The sequence below is a fragment of the Desulfobacula phenolica genome, assembly GCF_900105645.1.
Lineage (GTDB): Bacteria > Desulfobacterota > Desulfobacteria > Desulfobacterales > Desulfobacteraceae > Desulfobacula > Desulfobacula toluolica.
In genome coordinates this window covers 327,158-345,824 of record NZ_FNLL01000004.1, presented here as the reverse complement: position 1 = coordinate 345,824, position 18,667 = coordinate 327,158, and the positions used below count along the sequence as shown (strand labels likewise).

General features: G+C 43.5%; 19 protein-coding genes and 1 riboswitch. Of the genes, 10 read left to right on the top strand and 9 right to left on the bottom strand.

Annotated elements, in window-relative coordinates; all coding sequences use genetic code 11:
- Positions 1-14 precede the first annotated feature (14 nt).
- The 3 genes from BLT94_RS08705 to BLT94_RS08695 form a co-directional block, all read right to left on the bottom strand.
- Positions 15-1,253, bottom strand: coding sequence for an ABC transporter permease (locus BLT94_RS08705; RefSeq protein ID WP_092232812.1), 1,239 nt, complete (start codon positions 1,251-1,253; stop codon positions 15-17).
- A gap of 17 nt (positions 1,254-1,270) precedes the next feature.
- Positions 1,271-2,053: an outer membrane lipoprotein-sorting protein gene (locus BLT94_RS08700; protein ID WP_092232809.1), complete on the bottom strand. Its 783-nt coding sequence runs from the start codon at positions 2,051-2,053 to the stop codon at positions 1,271-1,273.
- 85 nt (positions 2,054-2,138) lie between these two features.
- On the bottom strand, positions 2,139-2,603 hold the full coding sequence (locus BLT94_RS08695; protein ID WP_014956246.1) for a plasmid pRiA4b ORF-3 family protein: 465 nt from the start codon (positions 2,601-2,603) through the stop codon (positions 2,139-2,141).
- A 335-nt stretch (positions 2,604-2,938) separates the two neighbouring features.
- Positions 2,939-3,124: riboswitch (FMN riboswitch) on the top strand.
- 127 nt (positions 3,125-3,251) lie between these two features.
- Between BLT94_RS08695 and ribB the strand changes: the two genes are divergently transcribed.
- The 5 genes from ribB to hypE all read left to right on the top strand — a co-directional run bounded on the left by ribB (position 3,252) and on the right by hypE (position 9,232).
- Positions 3,252-3,914 carry a 3,4-dihydroxy-2-butanone-4-phosphate synthase gene (gene ribB, locus BLT94_RS08690; protein ID WP_092232806.1) on the top strand — a complete coding sequence of 221 codons (663 nt, stop codon included), beginning with the start codon at positions 3,252-3,254 and terminating at the stop codon, positions 3,912-3,914.
- Between the two features lie 438 nt (positions 3,915-4,352).
- On the top strand, positions 4,353-4,601 hold the full coding sequence (locus BLT94_RS08685) for a HypC/HybG/HupF family hydrogenase formation chaperone (RefSeq protein ID WP_014956248.1): 249 nt from the start codon (positions 4,353-4,355) through the stop codon (positions 4,599-4,601).
- Between the two features lie 9 nt (positions 4,602-4,610).
- Complete coding sequence (hypF, locus tag BLT94_RS08680) at positions 4,611-6,959, top strand: carbamoyltransferase HypF (RefSeq protein WP_092232804.1); 2,349 nt, start codon at positions 4,611-4,613, stop codon at positions 6,957-6,959.
- 3 nt (positions 6,960-6,962) lie between these two features.
- Positions 6,963-8,048, top strand: coding sequence for a hydrogenase formation protein HypD (gene hypD / locus BLT94_RS08675; protein WP_092232800.1), 1,086 nt, complete (start codon positions 6,963-6,965; stop codon positions 8,046-8,048).
- A gap of 173 nt (positions 8,049-8,221) precedes the next feature.
- Positions 8,222-9,232 (top strand): hydrogenase expression/formation protein HypE, encoded by a 1,011-nt coding sequence (gene hypE / locus BLT94_RS08670; protein ID WP_092232798.1) that lies wholly within the window; start codon positions 8,222-8,224, stop codon positions 9,230-9,232.
- Between the two features lie 10 nt (positions 9,233-9,242).
- Here the strand turns inward: hypE and BLT94_RS08665 are convergent, their stop codons facing one another.
- The 4 genes from BLT94_RS08665 to BLT94_RS08650 all read right to left on the bottom strand — a co-directional run bounded on the left by BLT94_RS08665 (position 9,243) and on the right by BLT94_RS08650 (position 11,399).
- On the bottom strand, positions 9,243-9,653 hold the full coding sequence (locus BLT94_RS08665) for a YbgC/FadM family acyl-CoA thioesterase (protein WP_014956252.1): 411 nt from the start codon (positions 9,651-9,653) through the stop codon (positions 9,243-9,245).
- A gap of 169 nt (positions 9,654-9,822) precedes the next feature.
- Complete coding sequence (locus BLT94_RS08660; protein WP_092232795.1) at positions 9,823-10,155, bottom strand: DUF190 domain-containing protein; 333 nt, start codon at positions 10,153-10,155, stop codon at positions 9,823-9,825.
- 101 nt (positions 10,156-10,256) lie between these two features.
- Positions 10,257-10,634 (bottom strand): fluoride efflux transporter CrcB, encoded by a 378-nt coding sequence (crcB, locus tag BLT94_RS08655; protein WP_014956254.1) that lies wholly within the window; start codon positions 10,632-10,634, stop codon positions 10,257-10,259.
- A 336-nt stretch (positions 10,635-10,970) separates the two neighbouring features.
- On the bottom strand, positions 10,971-11,399 hold the full coding sequence (locus tag BLT94_RS08650; RefSeq protein WP_092232792.1) for a hypothetical protein: 429 nt from the start codon (positions 11,397-11,399) through the stop codon (positions 10,971-10,973).
- Between the two features lie 833 nt (positions 11,400-12,232).
- On the opposite strand from BLT94_RS08650, the gene BLT94_RS08645 reads away from it, so the two are divergent.
- Positions 12,233-12,412, top strand: a complete 180-nt coding sequence (locus BLT94_RS08645; RefSeq protein ID WP_092232789.1) for a hypothetical protein — start codon at positions 12,233-12,235, stop codon at positions 12,410-12,412.
- A 75-nt stretch (positions 12,413-12,487) separates the two neighbouring features.
- Positions 12,488-13,399: a SphA family protein gene (locus tag BLT94_RS08640; protein WP_014956256.1), complete on the top strand. Its 912-nt coding sequence runs from the start codon at positions 12,488-12,490 to the stop codon at positions 13,397-13,399.
- Between the two features lie 162 nt (positions 13,400-13,561).
- On the opposite strand, the gene BLT94_RS08635 is transcribed toward BLT94_RS08640, so the two are convergent.
- The gene (locus BLT94_RS08635; protein WP_014956257.1) at positions 13,562-14,125 is read right to left on the bottom strand and encodes a DUF309 domain-containing protein; all 564 of its coding nucleotides are present in this window, start codon (positions 14,123-14,125) and stop codon (positions 13,562-13,564) included.
- On the bottom strand, positions 14,122-15,090 hold the full coding sequence (locus BLT94_RS08630; RefSeq protein WP_014956258.1) for a class I SAM-dependent methyltransferase: 969 nt from the start codon (positions 15,088-15,090) through the stop codon (positions 14,122-14,124). Before BLT94_RS08630 ends, BLT94_RS08635 begins: the two co-directional genes overlap by 4 nt.
- Before the next feature lie 293 nt (positions 15,091-15,383).
- Between BLT94_RS08630 and BLT94_RS08625 the strand changes: the two genes are divergently transcribed.
- The 3 genes from BLT94_RS08625 (at position 15,384) to BLT94_RS08615 (ending at position 18,626) form a co-directional block, all read left to right on the top strand.
- Complete coding sequence (locus BLT94_RS08625; RefSeq protein WP_014956259.1) at positions 15,384-16,049, top strand: nitrite/sulfite reductase domain-containing protein; 666 nt, start codon at positions 15,384-15,386, stop codon at positions 16,047-16,049.
- 106 nt (positions 16,050-16,155) lie between these two features.
- Positions 16,156-17,085: a DUF362 domain-containing protein gene (locus tag BLT94_RS08620; RefSeq protein ID WP_092232786.1), complete on the top strand. Its 930-nt coding sequence runs from the start codon at positions 16,156-16,158 to the stop codon at positions 17,083-17,085.
- Positions 17,049-18,626 carry a 4Fe-4S binding protein gene (locus tag BLT94_RS08615; RefSeq protein ID WP_245743056.1) on the top strand — a complete coding sequence of 526 codons (1,578 nt, stop codon included), beginning with the start codon at positions 17,049-17,051 and terminating at the stop codon, positions 18,624-18,626. Before BLT94_RS08620 ends, BLT94_RS08615 begins: the two co-directional genes overlap by 37 nt.
- Positions 18,627-18,667 lie beyond the last annotated feature (41 nt).

The window sequence follows — 18,667 nt, the reverse complement described above, 5'->3', positions numbered from 1 at the left end:
CTCTTCTTTTTAATTTATACTGAGGCCATGGCATCAACAGGTTTCAGTTTTTTTATTTTCAATGCCGGAAAAACAGATGATACAATGGTGATTAAAAATACGACCAAAGGCCCTGCCGTGGCTGAAATCAGGGACAGTTTCGGATAGAGCCGGTCTGGAATCCCGTATTGTTTAAGGATATCTTCAGTACCGGCAATATAAATGCCCTTGCTTTGAAAATAAAGGGTTAAAAGGCTTCCAATGACTATCCCCGCAAGGATTCCCACCAGGGTCATGAACAGGGATTCAAACAGGACAAGTTTTGTAATCCTTGAAGGGGTTGTCCCGATGGCCATCATGACGCCGAACTCCCGTGTTCTTTCAAAGATGGCCATTAAAAATGTATTAAAAATGCTGAACGCAACAACAATGACAAGGATGATATACATTATGATACCGGAAACCAGGTCCATTTGAATCCCCTGCAGCAGGCCCGGCATGATTTCCATCCAGTCGGCGGCAACAAGGGTTTTATTCTGTTGCGTTTCAGAAAAATGATTTTGGATCTCTTGTTTAACCATGGATACATCACCAAGGGAGTTTGCAGTTATGACTGCTTCATGAACGCTGTTTCCCATTGAAAAAATGTCCTGGAAATCGTTAAGCCCCGTCATGATCACATTCCGGTCAAATTCGTCAATGCCGGAGTCAAAAATGCCTTTTATGGTAAGAACCGCTGCTGCAATTGAACCGTCACGCCCCTGGCCCAGAATGGTGAGTTCGTCACCAATACCGGCTTTCAGGTTTTTTGAAAGGTGTTCTCCGATAAGTGCGGAAGACTCGTCTTCCTCTTTTAAATAACTTCCCTTGCGGATAATAGAGGATATGGTTGAAACATGGGCTTCCTTTACCGGGTCTATACCTGTGACCACAACCCCATAGGTTCTTTTATCAGAAGATGTCAGGCAGAAGGCATTGGCACGAAAAGTATAGGCGCTAATGCCTTTTACCGAATCAAGGATGCTTGCAACCGGTGCGGGATTTTTAACGACCAGGTTTATTTTTTTGTCTTCAAGATACCCCTTTGCCTGGATTTGCAAATGCCCGGTGCTGACTTTAACGGATGTGTTGATCATTGTTTCATAACACCCCAACTGGAAAGAGAGCATAAACACAAGGATCAGACTTGAAAAAGCAATGGCGGCAATGGTGAGAAGTGTCCTTCTTGGGTTTCGCCATATATTGCGCCATGCCATTTTTAATTCTATTGACATGTTATCTTTCCTTTTTTTTAGATGCCCGGATTTTTAAGGTTGGTCCGGGTGAAGATATGGTTGCTCAATTTTTTGTTAAACTCAATCTTTTCATATACAAGAAAGGTATACTCATCTGTTGCATCGGATTTTTGCATTTTCCATTTCATGGGGAAAAGCTTGTCACCACTTTTTTGGATATCCCATGCCGTCATTATTTTTACAGTCTGAAGATCTTCATCAAAAAATTCTTCACTTAAAAGGATAAAGTCTTCTCGTATTTTTAATTTGATCATGCCCCAGATAACCGGGGCATCAGGCTTGGGTATTGATCTTATTGTATGGATTTTTTTGTCCTGATCAAGAGTTGTCGCTTCCAAAGTATGCACATAATCTTTGATCAGGCTGTCGCTCTTTACAAGGTCATTGTTGGAAAAATCCGATCCCTGCCAGGCTTGGGACATCATGGAAGGGGGAAGTTTGATGACCCGGTTTATCTTGGGATTGTATATCCACATTCCTTTGCCGGCTTTAAGGGTGCCGTTTCCCTTGTCCTTTGCCGGTTCAATAATGACAAACAGGGAATCGGATTCACCCCGGGTCCAGGATTTTATTGTCATGCTGCGTTCCCAGTCAGGGCGGTGGACGGTCATGATTGTGGTTGAAACAGAGGTTTGCCCGCGCCAGTAATCAAAGGCATTTTTAACGATGGTTCCGGCATTCGTTATTGCTTCGGTATCCATAATTATTTCAGCATTCATCCGGGCCTGCGAAGTTGCTGCAAAAATAAGGATTACAATTGCCAGTACAGCTTTTTTCATTTTGCCTCCCTGATCTGATTGATCAAATTTTCATATCAGAATCACCCATTGTTTTGCGTTAGAAGATAATTGCAACCACAATGTTTTATTCATATTCTTCATCATCATAGTCAGGATATTGAGGTGGAGATTCTCCGACTGACTTGATTAATTTAATATATTTTTTTTTGGCTTTTGTCTCTTTGATATTTTGCACCTTGATTCGATGCCACCACTCATCTCCAAAATCAAACAGGTAATGAAAGACATCTTTTTCATTCAAGCCGACATCGCAAATTTGCATCTTTGCTGTGGATTCTTTCCTTTCCCCATAACCCATCATCTCTTCTGCACTCACGGGATGGGTTATCTGTGGAGCATCATATATATTCCTCATACTCTTGGTGTCTTTTCGAGTGATGAAAAATGAATAAAGGTGTTCATCGTATCTGTCAAATGACTGGAAAATCACATTGTGAAGATCATCAAAAGTGCAATTTTCAGATGCCTCAATTAGTCGATAAAGCTTTGGTATTCCTATTATGGAAACCCTGAACTGGTATGTTTTCATTCTATTACTCTTATTCAGTTAATAATAAATTTTACTGTTTTTTTAATTTTGCAACATATTGGAATAATTATATTTAAAATTTTTTGCCGAACTGTTGATTAAAAAAGAGCTGAATAAATAATATACAGTCGCTACCAGGAAAATGTTGGAATGGCAACATTCTTTTTGAGAAAGGTATTTTTTTCAACATTATTACTCACAAAAGAAAGTGATAAACAGGATGTCAGGATATTTCCGCTGTTTCAAATGGTGTGGTTTCTAATTTGCTATGGATTGTTCTTATTCTTTGAAATATGGGTTTGACATGACCGGCTACAGGGTATAGGGTGTCTCCCGTATATTCTCAGGGCGGGGTGAAATTCCCCACCGGCGGTAACCTGGCCTGTATCAGGAAGCCCGCGAGCGCTCCCCCCAAGGCTTGAATGAGAAAGCTTAAATTGAAAAGTTTAAACCAGGGGAGGTCAGCAGATCCGGTTAAATTCCGGAGCCGACGGTTAAAGTCCGGATGGAAGAGAATGCGTCAAGGCTGTGTTTTGTCTTTGGCGGTTTCCTTTTTATCAAGGAACTGCAGGCATTGTACTGCCTGAACGTCTATTTTTCCTTTTGCCCTGATTCATGTTTAATTTTATTATTGTAAGGAGATCGACCATGAATCAGAGTCTGTTAACTCGATTTGGAAATCCAGAGGAACGTGTGAAAAACGCGCTGTTATCCCTTCAGAACGGAAACGGCGTACTGGTCACGGATGATGAAGACCGAGAAAATGAAGGTGATCTTATTTTTCCGGCCCAGTCTTTGACGGAACAGCAGATGGCCATAATGATCCGGGAATGCTCGGGCATCGTCTGTTTGTGCCTGACCGAAGACAAGGTGGCATCCCTTGAATTGCCCATGATGGTTCAGCACAATTCCAGCCGATACCAGACGGCATTTACCATCTCCATTGAAGCTGCCACGGGAGTCACTACGGGGGTGTCTGCAAAGGACCGTGTCGCAACGGTGCATGCAGCCGCAGCTGATAGTGCAGGGCCTTGTGACCTGAACAGTCCCGGGCATGTTTTTCCCTTAAAAGCAAAACCCGGCGGAGTGCTTGAGCGTGGGGGCCATACCGAAGCCACCGTTGATTTAATGCGCCTTTCCGGGTTGTCTCCTTGCGGGGTGCTGTGTGAATTGACCAACCCCGACGGCACCATGGCCAGACTGCCGAATATCGTTGAATTTGCCGGGATACACGGGTTTCCCGTGCTGACCATTGATGATTTGATTTTGTATCGGAAAAATCAGAATTCGGAACACGACTCAACACTTTAAAATGACGGCCCCGGTGCAGGATATTTCTGCCTGCACCGGGAGATTGATAAAGCCGGATTTATCCCGGACAGCAGGTTTGAATCCGGCTTTATCAGGGATCGGATAAGACATGTGGCAACCCTGGAATTAACAAAGCTTATGATGAATCAGAACCTCACCCTGGCCTTGGCGGCATATTATTACCCATTTATGAAGACGGCTATCTTCGTCCAAAAGCCAATTATAAATACAGTTACAGCCTTGTGCTTGAAACAGGATTAAATATTTTTTTCGGATATGAACATCATAAGTTTTTTGCCGGGTTTGGAAATAATACCAATATTTATGCGGCGGTTAGATATTATTTTTAAAGGGATTTCAATTTGAAATAAACATTGCTCAAATGATATCCTGTGTTATGTTAGCAATGTATTCTTTAAGACAAACAGGTGAAATGGTATGTGTTTAGCAGTTCCGTCTAAGATTGTCGAGATAAACGATACGGTTGCCAAAGTTGATGTGGACGGTGTGACCCGGCAAATCAGTACCATGCTTCTGGGTGATGTAAAGATCGGGGATTATGTCATTGTCCATGCCGGATTTGCCATCAATAAGGTCGATGAAGCCACTGCCCGTGAAACCCTGGAAGATTTGCGCCAAATACTGGCAGCGGATGCCCGGCAGGATGATGGCCGTAATGAACAGTAACAGGTTTTTATGACCGTTCCCATAGCCTTAAACCAAACGGCAGTAGCAAAAAAGCTGGAAATCAGCGGCGTTGTTCAAGGCGTTGGGTTTCGGCCTTTTTTATTTGGTCTGGCAGATCAATATCATCTGAAAGGGGAGGTATTCAATACCTCCGGCGGCATTCGGGTTATTGTGGAAGGACCCCCTGAAAAAATTGAGCGGTTTGTCGATGATATTTATCATAAAAGTCCTTTGCTGGCTTCGGTGACAGACATTAAATCCAGTGATGTGCCGCCTGGAAATTTTTTTTCATTTAAAATTGAGAACAGTGAAGTTGCCAACCGGCGGACCACCCTTATTTCTCCTGATGTGGCTATTTGTTCCGACTGCCTGGCTGAAATGAAAGATCCCGGCAACAGACGGCATGAATATGAGTTTATCAATTGCACCAATTGCGGCCCCAGGTATACAATTATTAAAGATATTCCCTATGACCGGTCCAAAACTTCCATGAAATCGTTTAAGATGTGTGGAAAATGTCAACAAGAGTATGATGACCCGCTGAACAGGCGGTTTCATGCCCAACCCAATGCCTGCCCGGTCTGCGGACCACAGGTTTTTTTGACGGACCGCCGGGGGAATCGGATCAATACGGATTCACAATCAGCCATCACTCTTGCGGCTCAATACTTGCGCCAGGGTAGAATTATCGGGATAAAAGGGCTTGGCGGATTTCATCTGGCCTGTGATGCCGCCAATCTTGATGCAGTAAAACAATTGCGGCAGAGAAAAAACCGTCCCCATAAGCCCTTTGCCCTGATGGCAGCATCGGCATCAATCCTGTTTGACCATGTTCATGTCAGCAACAGGGAAAAACAACTCCTGACCTCCTATCAAAGACCCATTGTTTTGCTGAAAAGGAAATATATCAATGGGGACAATCAAAAAGGGTCTGTACTTGCAACGGATGTGGCTTTCTTTAATAAAACTCTGGGCGTCATGCTTCCCTATGCGCCGTTGCATTGTCTGCTGCTTGAAAAAGGACCGTCCATCCTGGTGATGACCAGCGGCAACCTTTCAGGAGAGCCGCTTTCCATTGAAAATGAGGATGCTCTGGAAGCATTTTCCCATATTGCGGATTATTTTTTATTGCACAATCGGGATATCTGTTTTCGCGCAGATGATTCCATTGCAAGAATCCAGGCGGGTGAAACAAGATTTATCCGGCGGTCAAGAGGATATGCACCCCTGCCGATTGTTATCAACCGAAAAATGCCGAAAATTCTGGGGTGCGGGGCAGGGTTCAAGAATGCGGTCTGCCTGACCCGGGGTCATCATGCTTTTTTAAGCCAGCATATCGGGGATCTGGATAATATGAAGACTCATGCGTTTTATCGGGACAGTATTGATCATTTGAAAAATATTTTCGACATCCAGCCGGACATTATTGCCCATGACATGCATCATGGATATATGAGTACTGATTATGCCAAAGCGCAGAACACGGTAAAAAAAGTGGCGGTTCAGCATCACCATGCCCATGCTGCCGCCTGCATGGCGGAAAACGGTTTGGATGAAGAGGTTATCGCCATCACCCTTGACGGCACGGGGTATGGAACAGACGGTCATATCTGGGGCGGGGAAATTCTTTTGTGTACACAAAAAGCCTTTCAACGCAAAGCTCACCTGTCCTACATTAAAATGCCGGGCGGGGATGCAGCTGTTCTGGAACCTTGGCGCATGGCGGCATCCGTTCTTTTTCAGGCCTTTGGAAAGGACTTTTTACAGATGGAGATTCCTTATATAAAGGCCATGGAAAAAGAAAAACTGTCTTTTATCTGCGGTATGATGGAGAAAAATCTGAATTCACCGTTGACCTCCAGTGTTGGAAGGCTGTTTGATGCGGTGTCTTCCCTTTTGTGCGTCCGGCATACGATTTCTTATGAAAGTCAGGCCGCAATGGAACTGGAAGCTATGGCAGATGAACATCCGGTCCGGGAAGGCTATGCCTTTGATCTGGTATTTGGTAAAAAGGATGTTGGCCGGGGCCAGGTTTTTGAAATTAATTTAATGCCTTGTATCAGGCAGATAACAGCGGAGTTGCAGCAGAACCGGCCCGTTGCCGGAATCAGTGCAAAATTTCATTATACGCTGGTTCAGGCTTTTGCAGCGGCATCTCTCAACGTGAGCCGGCAAACCCATATCCAAAAAATTATCCTCTCCGGGGGGGTGTTCCATAACGATATCATTCTGAACACCATGATCCGTGTACTTGAAGAACATAATTTAAAGGTATACGCACACACACAGGTTCCCACCGGGGACGGGGGGATCTGTTTAGGCCAGGCAGTGGTTGCGGCTGCCCTGGAAGGAACCTGATCAATGAGTTTAAAATATATTGAAGAATACAGGGAGGCTTCCCTTGCAAGGGAGCTTGTGAAAAGAATCCAGGCTGTCAGCCATAAAAAATTCAGACTGATGGAGGTCTGCGGAACCCATACCATGTCCATTTTTCGGCATGGTATCAGAAGTGTTCTGCCGGAAAGGATAACGCTTCTTTCCGGGCCGGGGTGTCCTGTGTGCGTGACCGCCCAGAAAGACATTGATGCTTTTGTGGCGCTGGCAAGGGTTAAAAATGTGATAGTGACCACATTTGGAGATCTCATGAAAGTGCCGGGGTCCGGTTCGACCCTTGCCCTGGAAAAAGCATCCGGTGCGGATGTAAGGATGGTCTATTCCATATCGGATGCCGTTGCCATTGCCCGGGAAAATAAAAGCAAGCAAGTGGTGTTCTGTGCAGTGGGATTTGAAACCACCATTCCCACCATTGCGGCCGGAATTCTAATGGCCATCCGGGAAAAAACAGATAATTTTTCCATTTATTCCGCCAATAAACTCACCCCGCCCGCACTTACCGCCCTGATGGAAACAGACGGGGTTCAGATCGACGGATTTATCCTTCCGGGCCATGTCTCCGTGATTACCGGAACCCATGCCTACAGGGACACATTTGAAAAATATAATATGCCGTCCGTGATTGCCGGATTTGAACCGGTTGATATTTTAAATGCCATCCTGATGTTGATCCGACAGAATGAGACGGGAACGCCGGCTCTTGAAAATGCATATCCAAGGGCCGTGTCAGATTCAGGAAATGTAAAGGCAAAACAGATCATGAACCAGGTCTTTGATATTTGTGATGCCTCCTGGAGAGGGATTGGACACATTCCATCCAGTGGGATGAGGCTGAAAAAATCGTATGAAAAATTTAATGCTTCCATAAAATTTAGCATGGATATGCCCGAGGTTACCGAACCCAAAGGGTGCGCCTGCGGTCAGATTCTCATGGGGTTAAAAACGCCTGAAAAATGCGTTCTTTATAAGAAGAAATGTACTCCCATGACACCGGTCGGTCCCTGTATGGTCTCAAGTGAAGGGGTTTGTGCAGCATTTTACAGATACAGTTAATATGAAAGCAGCGAGTAATGAGTGTTGAGATTCTCATCACCCAGAACCCAATGCCAAGTATTCAATTTTAATTATCAAGTCTCCACAATGTCAATTATCAAGTCCTCAATGTCAAGTATCAAGTACCTAATACATACCAGGGCATAGGGTTACTATATAAACAGGAAAAAAAAATGACTGAAGAAAAAATATTACTCGACCATGGTTCCGGCGGAAAACTCTCCCACTCAATGTTTTCCGAAATGATACTGCCCTTGTTTGAAAATTTTGAATTATCAAAACAAGATGACGGGGCAATCCTGGATGTTGAAGGCGCAAGGCTTGCTTTTTCAACCGATTCTTATGTGGTGGACCCCATTTTTTTCCCCGGCGGGAATATCGGCGACCTGGCGGTGAATGGAACCGTCAATGATATCTCCATGTGCGGGGCTGTCCCTAAGTTTATCAGCGTGGGCCTGATTATTGAAGAAGGACTGCCGGTAAAGCAGTTAAAGATAATTCTTGAAACCATTGCAGCGGCTGCCAAAAAAGCCGGGGTCAAGATTGTCACAGGTGATACCAAGGTGGTTCCCAGGGGAAAGGCAGACAAGATTTTTATCAACACTTCCGGTATAGGCGTGATTCCTGCCCATGTGAATGTGTCCGGAAGCAATGCACAACCGGGCGATAAGATCATTGTCAGCGGAACCCTTGCAGATCACGGTATTGCGGTCTTAAGCTCAAGGGAGGGTTTAAAATTTGATTCCGATATCAAAACCGATTCAGCCCCGTTAAATAAAATGGTTCAGTCTCTTATCCGGTCCGGCTGTGATGTTCATGTGCTTCGGGACCCTACAAGGGGTGGTCTGGGAACAACCTTGAATGAGATTGCATCACAATCAAGAGTTGGAATTAGAATAGATGAAATGTCTCTGCCTGTCACGGGACCGGTAAGGGGAGCCTGTGAGTTGTTGGGGTTTGATCCGCTCTATATTGCAAACGAAGGCAAATTGATCGCCTTTGTGCCGGAAAAGGATGTGGACAAAGCCCTTGAGATCATCCGGCAGGATGTGTTTGGCAAAGTTGCTGTGATTATTGGTGACGTCACAAGCGAAGATCCCGGCAAGGTTTTTTTGCAGACCTCTATCGGCGGGGTGAGACCCATTGATATGCTTACAGGAGAGCAGCTGCCGAGAATCTGCTGACTTGATTTTTTTATTCCTTGGATTTTAAGAAGTCCAGATCCGGGATGGGCATTAATTTTTTGTTCGGCCCCAGGCAGACAAGCTCCAGTGTGCATGTGACAGCCGCTTTTTTTCCATCCGGCCGCCAAGCTTCATGGAAAAAGATAATCCTGTAATGCCCTTCTTTTTTCCAGGTTGTCCTGATGTCGAGACGATCTCCGAAAATGGCACCCTCATGGTATCCTATATTTATTTTGTAAATGGCAAAACCTATTTCATGCTTATGCCACATGTCGGCAAGAACCTTGGTCCCCATGATATCTTCCCTTGCCCGTTCAAAAAATTTTAAATAGTTTGCATGGTAGACAACCCCTGAATGGTCGGTGTCTTCATAATATACTTGAGCTGTAAAATGATGTGGTGTCATGTTTGAATCCATCATATCCCGTATCCTGTAAAATGAGTCATATGGTAGGCTTTTATATATCTGCGGGCAAATCAAATCAAGGATTTTATATTAAAGCAGTGGTTTTTGGATAGTGGCTTTTGGGTTGTAGGCTTCTCTTGATTTTATGTAAAAGAATTTTTAACCTGGGGTTATTGAAAACAGGTTATCTTGTGCGATAGAACCGGATACTTATTTCTTCTATGGTAACAAGCCCCTCAATAATCGTGTGGTCAATGACCGGCATGAACTTGTTTATTTTTTCCAGGGTATCTACAATCTCTATGACCATGGGCATATCTTCCGAAAGCCTTAAGATCTTTGTGGTATGAATCCTTGAATGCGCTCCAAAACCCAGGATACCACGGGTAACAGTTGCCCCGGCTAATCCCCGTTCTCTTGCTTTTTTTACAATCCACTCATATAGCGGTGTTCCGTCTTTTTTATCAGACTCGCCAATAAAGATTCTGAGCAAATGCCCTTTTTCAGGAAGAACCATAAATAATCTCCTTTATAATAACTGCCATGGGCAAACCTGGTATTTTATTTGAGATTTGCCACAACAAGCATGAAAGTTGCTGTTTTGATTTTTAAAGACTTTCATATGAATTTAGACAAGGAAAATCCAAGCCAGACAGAGCAAAAACCCAGAATAAGGTGAAGCATCAGGTTTGTCATGGCTGAGGCAAGCTGCCCATCCCGGGCAAATGTGAATATTTCATATCCAAAGGTTGAAAAAGTTGTAAATCCTCCCATGAATCCAATGAGAATCAATGCCCGAATTTCAGGGCTGAATATTTGTCTTGATTCTGATAATCCGCCCAGCAAACCGATTAAAAGGCATCCTATCACATTAACCGTAAGGGTCCCGTAGGGAAAAAAAGGATCATTGAACAGTCTGTGGGACAAATCACTGATCATATATCGACAGATTGAGCCTGCAAAGCCTCCCGCTCCAACCATTAACAGCTTCATCATAATTTATCTCCGGAACGTTTCTTTTAACCAACTTCTACAGCCCAACTGACACTGTAGGTTTGTTTTTTTTGCTTATGTTTGGCCGCAACAAAGAATAAAAATCACGATTGGGGCTGCCAAAATTTTCATGTAACTGCTACGGGCAGACCTGGTATTTTACATTGTTTTGCCCACAACAAAAAATGAAAGATATCTGATTCCAATAGGTTTGAAATCCTTTCATATAAAATATTAACTCTCGAAAGTTTAAAGGCAAATGGGTACAAAAGCCATGATTATTTAAATGCCAGGTCTTTTTTTAAAATTTTATAACCACTGGAAATTTTCTGGAAATCTTTAACGGGTATGATGGATTTCCTTTATTTTAAGCCGCAACATCTTGTCTTTTACTGAAATGAGGCGATACATCACATTGCCGATCCGGATGTCCTCATCCGTCTTTGTTTTAGGAAATTTTAAAGTATATGAAACCTCTGGGTCCAAATCAAGCAGATAAAGATCAATGGTTGCCGTGTTGTTGCTTAGTCCCTTAAAAACAATGGCTGTCCTGTTTGTAATAAGCTTTTCATTTTTTAAAAGCAGCAACTGGTCCGCCATTATTTTTGAACGACTTGGCAGGCCAGGGGTTTGCAAACTTTTGGGCCTGCCTCTGTAACGGTCTTGATAGGATGGTGTTGATACATAATAGGTGATTGCAAAAGGGATTGCCAGGGTGAACACAATAAAAAGAACGGCAAGCCATCCTTTGGGACTTGGCAGATGCATTGGCTTTCCCTTTCGTTAATATGTATGCATTATCTTTGGAATTTTTAATAATATCAATTTATAAGAACAAATTCAATCCGGGAAACCCTGCTCCGGTTTTTTTATATTTTTCTGTAATTTTTAACTTGGGTTTTTCTTAAATAAAGCAGATAGTTTTGCAAGAAATGCTTATAAGGCCGTGTCGATATCTCGTTTTGGGGATTTAAAAATTAAACCTTGACGGTTTATAAAACATTGAATTGTCTTCATCTTTAAATGAGGCATATTCAATATATGCAGGATTGTTTTTTTTTGATCAGTTTTGGATGTTGAAAATTGTTAGAATATATAGGCTCTCAAGGCCTGTTTTTTTTCATCAACCGTCTGCATTGAATGATTTTCGGACATCTTAAAATTGCGGTCCCATAGTTTTCTGTGTTGGCGTTGTCGTGTAGAGGGCTACCGGTAAAAAGGTTTCTCGCGATAGGGGTTGGTATGCGGGATGCTTGTTTGGAAGGGTGGACAAAAGAGATGTATATTTGTAAAGGTCTTTGAATATGCCTCAAAAATAATTAAAACAAGCAAATATCGAATGATATTCAAGATTCTTGCTAAATTGGTATGGGTAACAAACTATAAAAATAGTAAATGATTTATATTTTTATGAGGATATTATCAGGAGAATTATATGGTAATATATTGTTTTGTTAAGATATAACGCTATATCGGATGGATTTTGGGATTATTATTTAAAAAAAAGTCTTCTTGACAATGGATAATTTATTATTTTAGAATGCGACTCGAAATTCAGAGATGATACAGTAGTTAAAAAAGTCAAAGACAGGAGGCAGGGTATGAAATTTCTTGAAGTCTTGATCAATATCTTGTCTGCTGCTGTAAATGATATTTATCAAGCGATTTTGACCAAAATAATTTTTCAGTCCAAAGGCACCATTAAAGCCGATACCGTTACAATAGACCGGAAACATGCAGAATTATTTTTTTTGGGAGGTCATAAAGCCTCTTTTGTTTGAACCAGGACAAAGAAGGCTTTATTAATTTAAATTAATTTTTTAATAGAACACCAACAAGAAAAAAAGGAGAAAAAGATGACAAAAAATTGGACTGTTTCGCTCACTATTACCGGTATGCTGCTTCTGATGCTGACCTGTGCTATGCCAGCCTGGGCCGGCCATTATACGCCGGGAACAGAAGGTGCCATGGGAGCTTCCGTTCCACCGCCGGGATTTCATTACAAGCAATACAACATATATGTGGACTCAGATACCTTGAAGGATGATGATGGCGATGATATAAATATCGGTTTTGATCTGAATGTTTTTGCCCAGGCACACCGGCTTATTTATATCACCAAACACAAGTTTTTAGGAGCGGATTACGGAATGAGTACGATTGTCCCGATTGTCGGAACTGATTTTAATCTTAACGTTCCTGGTGTGCATGATTCCGAGGTAGGTTTGGGGGATATTTTTATTGAGCCCCTTATTTTGGCTTGGCACACGGACAGATGGGATGCGGTACTGGGGCTGGGCGTAAACCTGCCCACAGGAGAATATGACTGGACAGAACCGGCATCTGCCGGCCAAGGATATACCAGCGGCATGATGACCCTTGGTGCGACTTATTATATAGACCAGGCCAAAAGCTGGGCTGTGTCAGCATTGTCCAGGACTCTGGTATATGGGGAACAGGATGATACAGATATCACCCCTGGCTGGGAATTTATCGTTGATTGGGGAATCAGCAAACAATTTCCCATCTCTGAAGGGCTTCTTATCAGGCCTGCACTTGTGGGATACACATATTGGCAGATGGATGAAGACAGCGGCACAGGTTCCTCTGATGAGAAGGGTACAAATTACGCCATTGGAGCGGAAGTCAATCTCTTCTGGTTACCGCCTCATCTGTTTCAGATCAACCTGAGGGTATTGCAGGATTTTGGTACTGAAAATGAAGCAGAAACTACAAAGGTGGTTTTCTCTGTTGTTAAATCGTTTTAGTTAGAAATATAAAATAAAAAAAGCAACCTGTTACAACTATGGAATATAAGAGCAGCATGGCGATGCAGATTGGGCAAATTTCATATCCATAGAAGTGAAGCTTTTAGATATCGCCAACCAGCTTGATTTGCTTCCATGGCGATCAGGGGTGCTTAAATTAAGTTATTTGAATGCCCGGCTTTTTTTGCCGGGCATTTTAAATTTTGGTGCAACAGGATCAAGCAAGCTTAATTTAGAGATAAACAGATCCGCATCAAAGGGTTTGGCAATAATATCCCGGTGCTGGTTGAAAAGCCCAATTGCCTTTAATGCAACTTTTTTTGCAGGAGCTTTTCTGCCATATGTAAGCTGTTCATATGCGATGGCGGCAAGAACCATTGCCTGCAATGCTTTTTTGTTTTTACCCTGGGCTGTTGTCCATTTTATTTCCAGCCATTCATGGAATTCAAAAAACAATTCAAAGTTCCATAATATGCGGGCAATTACAAAAAAATCATCATCCGGCTGCAAATTAAAGGCAGCCATCTGATCAAATGTTTTTTTTAAAAAGTCTGCCCTGTTATTGACGTATGCTTTTATATGGACTTGAGTTTCCCCGTATTGATACTGACTGCTCGCAGTGTGAAAAAAAGACGGGTCTTTTGCCTGAATTGCTTTGACAAAACAATGGCCCAGGGTATTTCTGATGTCTCGGGATAAGCGGTTTTCAAACGGGTTAAATTTCATATCTGTATTTCCCAGCATCTATGAATCTGTTTGCGCTTGTTTTGATAATCCTCGGGAATGGTTTTGGATGTAATCTCCTTGATATTTGTGACGGTCAGCTCTTTTGTCTTTAAATCAAAATTTTGATGATTGGTGGAAAAGAAAACCACAGCACTGGTTTTCATCAACTCAAAAACAGCATTGAGTAAATGTGGGTGTTCTTTTGCAATGTCAAAATGCCCGTTGGTCATCCGGGTGGTTGAATAAGAAGGCGGATCCACAACCGCCAGATCAAAGTCCCGGTATCCGTCATGCCTGGCCCGTTCAAGAAAATCAAGGGTGTCTTCCCGGATTATGGTGTGGTGGGAACCTGTGAGACCGTTGAGTTCAAGATTGTCTTTTACCCAGTTGACAGCGGTTTGAGAGCGATCCACAGATACGGTCCGGCAGGCACCCCCTTTTGCCGCATAACAGGTAAATGACCCTGTATAGCAATACAGGTTTAAAAAGTTTTTACCTGCTGCCTGCTTGCGCACCATCATTCTTGTGTTCCTGTGATCTGAGAACAGGCCCGTATCCACATAATCGTTTGGATTGATGTAAAATTTAAGGTCTCTTTCACCCATGGCTATTTTCTGGTTTGTATGGTTGATACGCTCGTATCTTTTTCCTTCCTTGATTCCTGACCGCCGGATTTTAAGATGCAGGTTTTCGTTTGGAACGTCCAATGCACGGGCAACGGCTTTGCCCATTATGGGAAGCCATTCCGGGAAGGATTGTTTGCGGCTGTATTCAGCAACAACAAGGTGGCCGTCATACCAGTCCACAACAGCCCTGATTTCCGGGATATCCCAGTCGTATAGCCTGAAGATGTCCAGGCCCTGTTTTTTATACCGTTTGCGCAGATGCTTGAATCTTTTTTTCACTTTGTTGGCCAGCATCCGGGCCTGATCTCTCTGCTTCTCCTGCAATGCCTGATTGTTCATCTACAGCACTCCTGTATCATTAAATAAAACATCCATACACTATTTGAGTATGAATTTGCAACTCTGCGGATGTCCTTGACTTATGGAATATGAACAATAAAAATCATCCATGGGGTTTGTGAATAATATTATGATATAACTGCCACGGCAGGCTTGGTATTTCGCCTTGGTTTGAACACAACAAAACATGAAATTTTCTTTTTGGATTTTTCAAGACTTTCATATAAAACTATAAACAAACCATGAATTTTGTACTATTATCTGTAAAACTGTAAATAAAAAAGGAGTCGGTTATGCTCAAAGATGGTGAAAAAGGGGTGATTCGTCAACGAGGTAAGGAAAAAGAAACCTATGCCATTGCCCCGCATCTTCCCTGCGGGATTGTGAATCCGGATCAGCTCAGGAAGCTTGCGGATGTGGCCCAAAAATATAATGTGTCGGATGTGAAAATCACCAGTGCGGCAAGGATCGCCCTTATCGGCATTACCGAAGACCAGGTGGACGGCATCTGGAAGGATCTTGGCATGGATGCCGGTCATGCCACAGGGCTTTGTGTCAGAAGCATCAAGGTTTGCCCCGGAACAGCCTATTGCCGCCTGGCACAGCAGGACAGTCTTAAGATGGGCATGGCACTGGATGAAACTTATCATGGCATGGTTCTGCCCAGTAAAATGAAAATGGGTGTCAGCGGCTGCAAAATTCAATGTGCTGAAAATTGTATCAAAGATATCTCCCTTTACGGAACCAAAAATGGATGGACCGTCATGGTCGGCGGCAATGGGTCGGCAAGACCGAGGCTTGCCGATCTTCTGGTGGAAGATCTTGACTTTGAAGATGCCCGGGCCATGGTGGCAAAGGTGGTGGCGTACTACAAGGAGAATTCAAAACGCGAACGCATGGGCCGGATGATTGAACGTATCGGTCTTGATATAATGAAGGCAAAATTAAATATCAAATGATATAATAACGGCCATGGCAGATCACTCTGCCACAACAAGAAATAAAAGGTATCTAATTTCAATAGGTTGGAGATTTTTTATATAAAATTTTAAAAGGGAGGGGAAAATGGACAGGCGAAAATTTTTAAAACAGGTGTCGTTGTGGTCTGCAGGTATTATCATGACTCCTCCTGTATTTGATCTGACACCTGAATTGTTGGCTTCTTCTTTGATAAAACCGGATGTTTTGGTGGCAAAAGGAGAAAATTATTTTGGCATGGTTACACAGGTGGTTCAGGCCATGGGCGGGATACAGGCCTTTGTCAAGCCTGGCGACAAAGTGGTGATCAAGCCCAATATCGGGTGGGACAGGAACGTTGAGCAGGGCGCGAACACTCATCCGGTGATTGTCAGCAGGCTGGCAAGTCTTTGTCTTGATGCGGGTGCATCCAAAGTGCTGGTGTTTGACCGGACCTGCAATGAAGAGCGACGGTGCTATCATAACAGCGGGATAAAGTCGGCATTAAAAGAGATCCGGGATAAAAGGCTCAGGCTTGAGTATGTGGATGATAGAAAGTTTGTGCCGGTCACCATCAAAAACGGAAAAGCATTAAAACAATGGTCGTTTTATAAGGATGCCCTGGAAGCCGATTGCTATATCAATGTGCCGGTTGCCAAGCATCATGGCCTTTCCGGGCTGAGCCTCGGCCTTAAAAATGTCATGGGCATTATCGGTGGATGGAGGGGCAGGATACATTATCAGCTGGGGGAAAAGCTTGCGGATTTGAACACCGTTATAAAACCTGGGTTTACCATTGTTGATGCCACCCGTGTGATTACCAGGAACGGTCCTCAGGGCGGGGATATGGATGATGTAAAAAAACTGGACACCATTATCGGCTGTGTGGACCCTGTGGCAGCAGATGCCTATGCCACAACGCTGTTCGGGCTGAAACCCGATCAGATCAAATCAACGGTTGAAGCCTATAAAAGAGGACTTGGACAGATGGATCTGGACAAGTGCAATATCCGCAACCTGAAAGCCTTGCAAGCATGAAGATAAAACCGTATTTAAAACAGTTGAGACGGTTGTCCCAGGTTGTCTGTCTGCTGATATTTTTATTCTTGTTTCGGCAGACAGATTATTCAGGCAGTGATATCATCCCCTATGCCGTCAATATCTTATTCCGGCTTGATCCCCTGGTGCTTGCCACTGTCACGCTGGCCAAAAAAACTTTTGTGACATTGTTGTGGCCGTCTTTTATCATTATCGGGTTAACCGTTTTGCTGGGAAGGGTTTTTTGTTCATGGATCTGCCCGTTGGGGACTATGATTGATCTGTCCGGCCGGTTTATCAAGCCTGTAACAAACCGTATCCGCCTGTCCTGGTTAAAATATGTTGTTCTTATGGTTGTATTGGTCTCAGCCGGTTTTGGTGTTCAAATTCTGGGCTTTGCAGATCCTTTTTCCCTGTTGGTCAGGGGTATGGTGTTCAGTATTGATCCGATGATCAATTACCTTGTTTCCCTGTTTTTTGATTCAATTTATATCAGTGGTCCTGCCTGGCTTTCAGGCATGACCGAGCCTGTGTATGATGTTTTTAAGATTTTTCTTCTTCCTTATAAACAAAGCTTTTTTTTTCTGTCATTTGTATCCTTTTTTTTGCTGGTCTCTATTTTTATACTGGAGTTTTTCGGCAAGCGGTTCTGGTGCCGGAACCTTTGTCCCCTGGGCGGACTTTTGGCATTGATGTCACGGATATCTTTTTTCAAGCGAATCCCTGTGAAAGCATGCAGGCATTGTGATTTGTGTGAAACTCGTTGCCGGATGAAAGCCTTTGACAAAGACCGTTGTTTTATGGGTGAAGAGTGTACTCTTTGCATGGACTGCCTGGAATTTTGCCCGGAAGCCATAACCACGTTCCGATTTGCCCCTGGCAAAAGCAAACCGCCCGTGGATATCAACAGACGCCAATTGATGGCCGCAGGGATTGCGGGCCTTGCCCTGCCGGTTCTCTGTCGGACCAGTGCCGTGTCAAAGACGACGGATGACGCCTTGATCCGGCCCCCCGGTGCTCTGGATGAAAAAGATTTTCTTGCCACCTGTGTGCGTTGTGGAGAGTGTATGAAAGTTTGCATTAATACGGCACTGCAACCCGTGTTTCTGGAAAAGGGAATTGAAGCCATATTTACTCCAAAACTGGTTCCCCGGCTGGGATATTGTGAATTCAACTGCACACTGTGTTCCCAGGTATGTCCCACAGGTGCCCTGGAAAAAATGGAAAAAAAACAAAAGCATGCCTTTGTCATGGGCAATGCCTGGTTTGATAAAAACAGGTGCCTGGTGTACGCACAAAAAAAATCTTGCATTGTTTGCGAAGAACACTGCCCAACCCATGACAAGGCTATTAAATTTAATGAAATCAATACCATGGATCAGTCTGGCAATTCTGTTTTGCTCAAACAGCCTTATGTGGTGGCAGCTCTTTGCATTGGCTGCGGCATATGTGAGTATATCTGTCCGGTCCAGGGCAGTGCAGGCATCAGGGTGGCAGGCAAGGGGGATAATGAAAAATCCGGGCCAGGGTATGCATTATGATAGTGGTGTAAAATATGAAGCTGTTTTTTTCAAGACTTTAC

Coding starts and splice junctions, on each gene's coding strand:
- BLT94_RS08705 (WP_092232812.1), bottom strand. CDS start 1,253: ATGTCAATAGAATTAAAAATGGCATGGCGCAATATATGGCGAAACCCA.
- BLT94_RS08700 (WP_092232809.1), bottom strand. CDS start 2,053: ATGAAAAAAGCTGTACTGGCAATTGTAATCCTTATTTTTGCAGCAACT.
- BLT94_RS08695 (WP_014956246.1), bottom strand. CDS start 2,603: ATGAAAACATACCAGTTCAGGGTTTCCATAATAGGAATACCAAAGCTT.
- ribB (WP_092232806.1), top strand. CDS start 3,252: ATGAATCAGAGTCTGTTAACTCGATTTGGAAATCCAGAGGAACGTGTG.
- BLT94_RS08685 (WP_014956248.1), top strand. CDS start 4,353: ATGTGTTTAGCAGTTCCGTCTAAGATTGTCGAGATAAACGATACGGTT.
- hypF (WP_092232804.1), top strand. CDS start 4,611: ATGACCGTTCCCATAGCCTTAAACCAAACGGCAGTAGCAAAAAAGCTG.
- hypD (WP_092232800.1), top strand. CDS start 6,963: ATGAGTTTAAAATATATTGAAGAATACAGGGAGGCTTCCCTTGCAAGG.
- hypE (WP_092232798.1), top strand. CDS start 8,222: ATGACTGAAGAAAAAATATTACTCGACCATGGTTCCGGCGGAAAACTC.
- BLT94_RS08665 (WP_014956252.1), bottom strand. CDS start 9,653: ATGATGGATTCAAACATGACACCACATCATTTTACAGCTCAAGTATAT.
- BLT94_RS08660 (WP_092232795.1), bottom strand. CDS start 10,155: ATGGTTCTTCCTGAAAAAGGGCATTTGCTCAGAATCTTTATTGGCGAG.
- crcB (WP_014956254.1), bottom strand. CDS start 10,634: ATGATGAAGCTGTTAATGGTTGGAGCGGGAGGCTTTGCAGGCTCAATC.
- BLT94_RS08650 (WP_092232792.1), bottom strand. CDS start 11,399: ATGCATCTGCCAAGTCCCAAAGGATGGCTTGCCGTTCTTTTTATTGTG.
- BLT94_RS08645 (WP_092232789.1), top strand. CDS start 12,233: ATGAAATTTCTTGAAGTCTTGATCAATATCTTGTCTGCTGCTGTAAAT.
- BLT94_RS08640 (WP_014956256.1), top strand. CDS start 12,488: ATGACAAAAAATTGGACTGTTTCGCTCACTATTACCGGTATGCTGCTT.
- BLT94_RS08635 (WP_014956257.1), bottom strand. CDS start 14,125: ATGAAATTTAACCCGTTTGAAAACCGCTTATCCCGAGACATCAGAAAT.
- BLT94_RS08630 (WP_014956258.1), bottom strand. CDS start 15,090: ATGAACAATCAGGCATTGCAGGAGAAGCAGAGAGATCAGGCCCGGATG.
- BLT94_RS08625 (WP_014956259.1), top strand. CDS start 15,384: ATGCTCAAAGATGGTGAAAAAGGGGTGATTCGTCAACGAGGTAAGGAA.
- BLT94_RS08620 (WP_092232786.1), top strand. CDS start 16,156: ATGGACAGGCGAAAATTTTTAAAACAGGTGTCGTTGTGGTCTGCAGGT.